We start from the raw sequence: 739 nt of genomic DNA, 5'->3' as shown, positions 1-739 counted from the left end.
TGCTGGAATTGGTGGAGATGGAAGTCCGGGAATTGTTGTCGAAGTACAATTTTCCTGGGGATGACACGCCGATTGTGGTTGGAAGTGCGCTGAAGGCGCTGGAAGGGGATCAGTCGGAGATTGGTGAGCCGTCGATCTGGAAGTTGGCGGAGGCGCTGGACACGTACATTCCCGAGCCGAAGCGCGCGATTGATGGGCCGTTTCTGATGCCGGTGGAAGATGTGTTTTCGATTTCCGGGCGCGGGACGGTGGTGACCGGTCGGGTTGAGCGCGGGATTGTGAAGGTTGGGGATGACATCGAGATTGTGGGGTTGAAGGCCACGCAGAAGACGGTGTGTACCGGGGTTGAGATGTTCCGCAAGTTGCTGGATCAGGGGCAGGCTGGGGACAATGTTGGGGTGTTGTTGCGCGGGACGAAGCGTGAGGATGTGGAGCGTGGACAGGTGTTGGCGAAGCCTGGGTCGATCACGCCGCACACCAAGTTCACGGCGGAGATTTACGTGTTGTCGAAGGATGAGGGAGGGCGTCATACGCCGTTTTTCCAGGGGTATCGTCCGCAGTTTTACTTCCGCACGACGGATGTGACGGGGGCGATCGAGTTGCCTGAGGGGACGGAGATGGTGATGCCGGGAGACAACGTGTCGGTGACGGTGACGTTGATTGCGCCGATTGCGATGGAAGAGGGGTTACGATTTGCGATTCGCGAAGGCGGTCGGACCGTGGGCGCCGGGGTTGTCGC

1 protein-coding gene is annotated in these 739 nt (G+C 59.4%); it reads left to right on the top strand.

What is annotated here, in order from left to right; translation table 11 throughout:
* On the top strand, positions 1-739 hold a 739-nt coding region (locus M6F29_RS11970; protein WP_298160222.1), incomplete at both ends, for an elongation factor Tu.

Origin of the sequence: Ferrovum sp. (assembly GCF_027317285.1) — a bacterium.
Taxonomy (GTDB): Bacteria; Pseudomonadota; Gammaproteobacteria; order Burkholderiales; family Ferrovaceae; genus Ferrovum.
Note: the sequence above shows the minus strand (reverse complement) of the source record. Positions and strands in the feature narration are given on the sequence as shown.